Annotated in this window: 9 protein-coding genes; 6 read left to right on the top strand and 3 right to left on the bottom strand. The window is 63.9% G+C overall.

Translation table 11 applies throughout. The features are described 5' to 3' along the window. Nucleotides 1-371: hypothetical protein (locus JOY90_RS10940; RefSeq protein WP_291691150.1), on the top strand; the 371-nt coding region annotated here is incomplete at its 5' end. 122 nt (nt 372-493) lie between these two features. Further along, nucleotides 494-697 (top strand): DUF2442 domain-containing protein, encoded by a 204-nt coding sequence (locus JOY90_RS10935; RefSeq protein WP_291691152.1) that lies wholly within the window; start codon nt 494-496, stop codon nt 695-697. 149 nt (nt 698-846) lie between these two features. Here the strand turns inward: JOY90_RS10935 and JOY90_RS10930 are convergent, their stop codons facing one another. After that, nucleotides 847-1,857, bottom strand: coding sequence for an acyl-CoA desaturase (locus JOY90_RS10930; protein WP_291691149.1), 1,011 nt, complete (start codon nt 1,855-1,857; stop codon nt 847-849). A gap of 239 nt (nt 1,858-2,096) precedes the next feature. Next, nucleotides 2,097-2,522 carry a nucleoside 2-deoxyribosyltransferase gene (locus JOY90_RS10925; RefSeq protein ID WP_291691148.1) on the bottom strand — a complete coding sequence of 142 codons (426 nt, stop codon included), beginning with the start codon at nt 2,520-2,522 and terminating at the stop codon, nt 2,097-2,099. A 273-nt stretch (nt 2,523-2,795) separates the two neighbouring features. On the opposite strand from JOY90_RS10925, the gene JOY90_RS10920 reads away from it, so the two are divergent. Further along, nucleotides 2,796-3,284 carry a DUF4188 domain-containing protein gene (locus tag JOY90_RS10920; RefSeq protein ID WP_291691151.1) on the top strand — a complete coding sequence of 163 codons (489 nt, stop codon included), beginning with the start codon at nt 2,796-2,798 and terminating at the stop codon, nt 3,282-3,284. A 94-nt stretch (nt 3,285-3,378) separates the two neighbouring features. Here JOY90_RS10920 and JOY90_RS10915 read toward each other — a convergent pair whose 3' ends face one another. Next, a complete protein-coding gene (locus tag JOY90_RS10915; RefSeq protein WP_291691147.1) occupies nt 3,379-3,570 on the bottom strand; it encodes a hypothetical protein in 192 nt (63 codons plus the stop codon). A 973-nt stretch (nt 3,571-4,543) separates the two neighbouring features. Between JOY90_RS10915 and JOY90_RS10910 the strand changes: the two genes are divergently transcribed. The 3 genes from JOY90_RS10910 to JOY90_RS10900 all read left to right on the top strand — a co-directional run. Next, nucleotides 4,544-5,731 (top strand): cytochrome P450, encoded by a 1,188-nt coding sequence (locus JOY90_RS10910; RefSeq protein WP_291691146.1) that lies wholly within the window; start codon nt 4,544-4,546, stop codon nt 5,729-5,731. 80 nt (nt 5,732-5,811) lie between these two features. Then, nucleotides 5,812-6,060, top strand: coding sequence for a hypothetical protein (locus JOY90_RS10905; RefSeq protein ID WP_291691145.1), 249 nt, complete (start codon nt 5,812-5,814; stop codon nt 6,058-6,060). A 94-nt stretch (nt 6,061-6,154) separates the two neighbouring features. Continuing rightward, a partial coding sequence (locus JOY90_RS10900) for an ATP-binding protein (protein WP_291691144.1) occupies nt 6,155-6,603 on the top strand: 449 nt, incomplete at its 3' end.

Below are 6,603 nucleotides of genomic sequence, written 5' to 3'. Positions count from 1 at the left end.
AGCTGCTTGTTTCTGCCAATCATATATTCTTGACGATTGAGCAAGAGAAGCACAGAGCAATGTTGACGATGCGCGCATCGGGTCTGTCCGCTTCGAGCGTCGAGCACTGGTTGGTTGAGGGTTCATTCCACGTTCTTTATTGCGTGGGGCTGCTTGCGAGAAAACTTGATATAGACTTATCAAACTTTGAGCTGTGCGCGCCGCTTGTTGGGGAGGCAATGCAATTGGTGGGCCGCTACTACGAAGATGCCGATCGCGTTGCGGCTTATCGGCTTTTTAGGTCTGTCAGAGCGAGAGAGGACCTGCGGCAAAATATTGAGGGAGTCAGTATCAATCCTAGTCGGTCGCGACAACTTGGCTTCGACTTTTGACGCACATGCAGAGTTTGTCGCAGGTGTTGCTTTGCCTATCTGAGTTACTAGACGTCTGAGGAGTCCGCATGACCGTTTTCGCCAGCGGCGTCCGCTTTAACCAGCACACGATGTAGGTCGAACTGACCGACGGGCGGACGCTTGGCGTACCGCTCGCTTGGTTCCCGCGTCTGCTCCACGCAAAACCGGCCGAGCGTGAAAAAGTCGACGTCAGCCGCGTCGGCCTGCACTGGGAAGCACTCGACGAGGACATTTCGGTCACCGGCCTTCTGGCGGGACACGGCGGTGTCATCCGGCGGGCGGAGCCTTCTTCTCCGCATTGCTGACCGACGCTACGTTTCAAGCGTGACCACTGAGGTTGCTACAGCTACTCGCTCTCCGGAGCCGCAGCTTCGCATCGAGGCTCCTGACGTAGTCAATCGCCCGCTGCGCTACAGAAGAGTCCGGCTGCCGGGAAACAGCGGGCGAGCCTACCTCATGACGAGCCAAGGTCCTCGGCGACCTCGTCGAATGGGGTCTGGATGGCGATGGCCCCAGCGCCAGATGCGGGGCGAACGAAAATGTCGTGCACGAGCCCGAGTTTCCCAAGCCCGAGAATGATCAGGCCGTTGATGTCGATCTCGTACCAGGCATGCGAAAGGTAGGCGTCCCGCGGAAACCGATGATGGTTGTTGTGCAGCCCTTCACCGAAGGTGATGATCGTGGTCACCAACTCGTTGGTCGTGCCATCATTGGTGTCGAAGCGGCGGTAACCGTAGCGACCGTCGCTATGGCAGACCGAGTTGACCAGCGAGGTGGCCATGGTCATGACGTAGCTGCGGAACAGGCCGGAGAACAATACGCAGCCGATCATCATGCGCACGCCGCCAAACGCGTAACCGAGCGCAGCCGGAATGACCACCGCCGACAACGCGTACCAGTACCAGCGTGTCCTGGTGAAGAACATGGCGATCGGGTCGTCCAGAATATCCTTGGCGTAGTATTCGCCATCGGTGGTGGCCTTGTCCCACACCCAGCCGCCCTGCGCATGCATCATCCCGTTGACGAAGCTGACATGGCGATTGCCGACGCCGTCATAATAGGGGCTGTGGACATCGCCGGGCTTGTCGGCGTGAAGATGGTGCCGACGATGATTCGAGACCCATTTCAGCACCGAACCCTGCACCGCCATCGTGGCGATTGCACAGAAGAACGCCCGCATGACCGGACCGCAGCGAAAGCTCCGGTGCACGAGCAGGCGATGCATGGCGACCCCGATCCCGACCGTGGACAGCAAAAACATGCCGACGAAGACCGAAATCTCCACCCAGCCGATGCCTTGTGTGAATGCCCAGACCAGCGCAGCGATCGAACCTGGGATCATGATGCCGAACGCGATATAGGAATCGAGAAACTTGGCGTCGACCAGCGGGCCTTCGACAAGCACGCCCGGCGGCATTTTCCGGTCCGCACCTTCGTCCGACACCACGCCCTGAATTGCGGTCATTCCAGCTGATCCATTCATGGAAAATTAACTTTCGGCGACACACCGTACAGACGCAGGTTATTTCTAGCAAGCGCAGCCTGTGGTAGCGCGTAGGGCGGATCAGCCGAAGGCGTAATCCGCCGGCTCGTCGCCGAGAGCGGTGGGTTACGCTTCCGCCTTCGCTCCCTGAGCTTCGGCGGACAAGCCGCTAACCCCGCCCGGCGCACGGACCGAAGGAACACGCTCCGCCAACCTGTTACTCATCCTTCGGACCTGCCGTCGAGCCGCCGCGCGATCTCGGCCGCGAGCTCGGCGATGTCGGCGGTCGGCATGATGATCACGTGATCCGCGCTCTCCGTCATCATCAGGTTGATCTTGTCGCTGCCTTCGAACAGCCGGAAATCGGTCCGGTAGACGATCGACAGCTTTTTCATGGCGTAGGCGTAGCCCAATTCCCAGCAGGTCCCACTGTCAGGATCGGCTCCGTCCAGGCACGCCACGACCGCCTCGGCCCAGTCGAGACCTCTGACGTCGCTTGCGAAAATCGCGGCGGGCATGTCCTTGCGCTGTTCATGCTCCTGCGGCAGGAAGACGTCGTGCCCTTTCTCGCGAAGCAGGCTGGCGAGCCTGCGGTTGAACGCCAGCTCCGCGGTGGAGAACAACGGTCCGGCCATGTAGATTTTCATCGTTCGCCCTCGTGGCCGCGCGCCGCTCGTCACTCACCGGCGCGCTCGGTAGGATGGGTGGAGCGGAGCCGAAGCGCAAGCGCGAAGGCGCAAGCGATACAGCTTATTCGGCTGCGTCAACCCGCCCTGCGCATTCAGCCCATCGGATACATCGGCGATTTGCCAGGCCCCGCTCCGCACACCATATCCCGCAGCGACGAAAGAACACGAGGAGAGCATCCAGTGGCAGTCAATCGTGTGACCGCGGATCTGTCGGCATATCCGGATCTCGTCATGATATTGTTGGGCATGCGCGTGAACGCGCTGGCCGGCGTCAGGACCCTGCTTGGGTTCGGACCGCAAATCGCCAGGATCGGGCAGGATATGCCGGACGGCCTGCTGTCCCATGAGACCTTCCTGTGGTCCCTGCTCCCGCCGCATTTCGGCATTCGCCAGTACTGGCGTGACTTTGCCGCCCTGGAGAGCTGGGCGCGCTCCGCACCCCATCGCGAGTGGTGGACGGCCTTTCTCCGCAATTCAGGCGGCACCGGTTTCTGGCATGAAACCTATTTCATGCGCGGCGGCGTCGAGGCCGTCTTCGACGACATTCCCCAGCCGATCGGGCTCATGCGGTTCGCACCGGAGCGTCCCGCGAAGGGCGGCATGTTCACGGCGCGCCAGCGCGCCGCAGCCACGAACAGCACGGGCTTCGCCGATCGGCCAGCCCCTGCACCCGTCCTGACGGAGGAAGATCTGCATTCCGGCAACACGAGCTCGCCATGATATGGGTGCTCGAAAAGCCGCGGATCGACCTGGAGAAACGCATCGAGCGGGTCAACCCCGGGCGCCGTCGGCCGTCCTCGCCGACCCGGCCGTGTCATGCTTCGTTCAGTCCTGCCCCCCGTTCTTCCAGGACCTTCTCGCCTTTCGGGGTCAGCTGGTAGATATCGCCGTCCTTGAGCACATAGCCTTCGACGATCAGTTTCTCGATCTCGCCGTGCATATCGTCGGCAAAGGCGATCGATTGCCCGATATCGCACAAGACGGCTACCTGTCGTTCACTCAGCATGACGCGCCTCCATCCTGGCAGGGAACGCACGATGCGGGATCGGGTTCCTGCCAGCCGCGGCGACGAATGCCGGACTTGGGTGATCGAGCATCCGCCGGGATAGCTTGGCACGCCCGTAGCCCGCGCGGCGGATCAGCCGAAGGCCTAGTCCGCCATTTGGCTTCGGACAAGATCGGCGGGTTACGCTTCCGCTGGTCCTACTGATTCGCCGGCCGGTGCGGATTTTCGCGCGCGATCGGCCCGCTGGCGGCGGTGCCCGGCCCTCCGGCAGCCTGCGCCAGAACGCCAATTTTCGCGAGGCGACTCAAGGCGGATAGGCGTGTCCAGATCTCCGCGCAAAGATTTTCCGTTTCTCTTTTACCGAAAAGGATGCCACAATCACCCCATCCCGCCTCGATGCAGAGGGACGTTGCGGCCGATCGTCACGTGGGGCGGGGATGCGATGGACGCCGACAGCGCGCGAGACGAGCGCGTTCGAGGCGGACGTGAAGCCGTGTGGTCCCGACACCCCGACGCTGGTGTCAAGCCCGCATCATGATCTTGCGGGCGACGGTGGCCAGAAAGCCCGGAGCACCGAGGAGATCACGGTATAAGCGTTAACACCATCGCGCAGGGAAGGCCGGATGTCCGGCGCGTACCTGTGGTGACTGCCGCCTGCTTTTTGCGTTGCAGGCGGGCCATGGGTGCGAACGGCACCCGGCCTTCCCTGCGCCCTCTGATCTTTCGGGGCGCCATGCCTGGATGCAAACTCGGACGCCATGCGCCGCGAGAACGCGGGTTCATGTCCGCTTGAACGGCGCACGCAGCCCGGATGACCGCAGCGACATCCGGGGTACCTGACACGTCCCGGATCTCGCCGCGCTCATCCGGGCTACGAACTGCTGCACCAACCCGCCCACGCTCCACGCCAATTGACCCCGCGCCGCGTCGCCCTATCTAACGCTGCGGATCGAGCACAGAGTAAGGACGTGTCATGCTTTCCGAGCCTGCGGCCTCAGGGGACCCCCACAAGTTCCAACCCTCGGTTCCCGAGCCCACAACGCGTGCCAGCGAAGCCGGCGTCGTCAGGATCGACCGCTTCGGCGCGGCACGCGAGGTGCTGAGGTCGGGCGACGTCCGGCAGGCGGGCTTCAATGCGGAGCTGGTCGAGCGCTATTTCGGACGCACCAACGCCCCGGTGCTGTACCAGGACGGCGAGCCGCATCAGAAGCAGCGCAGCGCCACCGCGCGCTTTTTCGCGCCGCGCGTGGTCGCCACGCGCTATCGCGAATTGATCGAACGCACGAGCCAGGAGCTTTTGGACCGCTTTCGTACCGCCGGCCGGGCGCGCCTCGACGATCTCAGCCTGGAGCTCGCGGTCGCGGTCGCGGCCGACATCGTCGGGTTGACCAACAGCTCGCGCTCCGCCATGGCGAGACGGCTGAACCGGTTCTTCGCCGCGAGCGGCGCCAGCGAAGGATGGCTTGCCGCCGTCGGCAACGTCGTCTTCGGGCAATGGCGGATGCTCGGCTTCTATCTCGCCGACGTGCGGCCGGCGATCCGCGCCCGCCGCACCGCGCCGCGCGAGGACGTGATCTCGCACCTGATCGCGGAAGGCTGGTCGAACCGCGAGATCCTCACCGAATGCGTCACCTATGGCGCAGCGGGCATGACGACCACGCGCGAGTTCATCGTGATGGCCGCGTTGCGGCTGTTCGAGCGCGACGATCTGTGCGCGCGCTTTCTGGCCGCGAACGAAGCCGATCAGATGGTCATCCTCGAAGAGGTGCTGCGGCTTGCGCCGGTGGTGTCCGTGCTCAAGCGGCGCGCCGCGCGCGAGATCGCGGTCGAGACCGATGCGGGCCGCCTGGTGATCCCGGCGCGCAGCCTGGTGGAGATCGACATCGATGCCGCCAATCGCGACATCGAAGCGGTCGGCGCCTGTCCGCACGAGCTCGATCCGGATCGGGCGCGCGGTGCGAAAGTCGCCGGCAGCGTGATGAGCTTCGGCGATGGCCCGCACCGCTGCCCCGGCGCCTCGGTCGCGCTGCATGAGGCCGCGATCTTCCTCGACCGGCTCCTGCGTATTCCCGGCCTCCGGCTCGAGCGGCCGCCGACCGTCACCACCAACCCGGTCTCGACCGGCTATGAATTGCGCAACGCGGTGATCGCGATAGGCTGACTGTGCTCATGCAGACTGCTAGGACCATTCGAACGCCGCGCGGAGACGCGGCCATCATCCAGGACAGAGAGGGAGGCTGGATGGCTCGTTTGCTCGGGCGATGGATATTCGGGATCGCTGACGTCGTCTATCTGTTGATCATCCAGCCGATGCTGAGGGGCACGCTGATCCTCGCCGCCGCGGCGGTGGGCATGGCGGCGCTGTTCGCCCTGTTCTGGTTCCTGCCGGTGCTCTGGGCCCTTGGCGTCCTGCTGGCGCTCGCCCTGATCGTGCCCCTGGTCTTGCTATTCATGATCTGGGATGCGGGCCCGCCGACGCATTGGCCCTGATGGTCGATCGCCTTCGCCGCGATGGACGGCGGCCGGATAGCCGGCTACTCTCGTACATTGCAGGCTGCGGGCGTACCAGTTTTCGAAAGCCGCCATGACTGACGTCACAAAAATCTCGCCCTCCCTGATCGTGTTGTCGGGACTGCCCGGTTCCGGAAAGAGCGTGCTGGCGGAAAACCTGTCCCGGGCGCTCGCCATCCCGATCTTCTCGATCGACCCGATCGAGGCGGCGATGTGGCGCGCCGGCTTCGACAAGTCCGAAACCGGGGTAGCGGCCTACGAGGTCGCGCAGGCGCTGGCGGACGAGCATCTGCGTCTCCGGCTCTCCGCGGTCGTCGACGCCGTCAATCCGGTCGAGGCGCCGCGCGCGGTCTGGCGCAAGATGGCGGCGAAGCACCGCGTCGGCCTCAAGATCATCGAATGCGTGTGCTCGGACGAGACGATGCTCAAGCAGCGGATCGAAGGACGGGTGCGCAGCATCGCCGGCACCCACGAGCTCACCTGGGCACGCTTCCTGCAGCGGCGAGCCGAATACGAGGCCTG

The sequence above is a fragment of the Bradyrhizobium sp. genome (genome assembly GCF_019242285.1).
Taxonomy (GTDB): Bacteria; Pseudomonadota; Alphaproteobacteria; order Rhizobiales; family Xanthobacteraceae; genus Bradyrhizobium.
This window is presented reverse-complemented; position numbering and strand designations above follow the sequence as displayed.

Excerpts from the sequence above, each read along its gene's own strand:
- JOY90_RS10930 (WP_291691149.1), bottom strand. The coding sequence starts at position 1,857 with ATGACCGCAATTCAGGGCGTGGTGTCGGACGAAGGTGCGGACCGGAAA.
- JOY90_RS10925 (WP_291691148.1), bottom strand. The coding sequence starts at position 2,522 with ATGAAAATCTACATGGCCGGACCGTTGTTCTCCACCGCGGAGCTGGCG.
- JOY90_RS10920 (WP_291691151.1), top strand. The coding sequence starts at position 2,796 with ATGATATTGTTGGGCATGCGCGTGAACGCGCTGGCCGGCGTCAGGACC.
- JOY90_RS10915 (WP_291691147.1), bottom strand. The coding sequence starts at position 3,570 with ATGCTGAGTGAACGACAGGTAGCCGTCTTGTGCGATATCGGGCAATCG.
- JOY90_RS10910 (WP_291691146.1), top strand. The coding sequence starts at position 4,544 with ATGCTTTCCGAGCCTGCGGCCTCAGGGGACCCCCACAAGTTCCAACCC.
- JOY90_RS10905 (WP_291691145.1), top strand. The coding sequence starts at position 5,812 with ATGGCTCGTTTGCTCGGGCGATGGATATTCGGGATCGCTGACGTCGTC.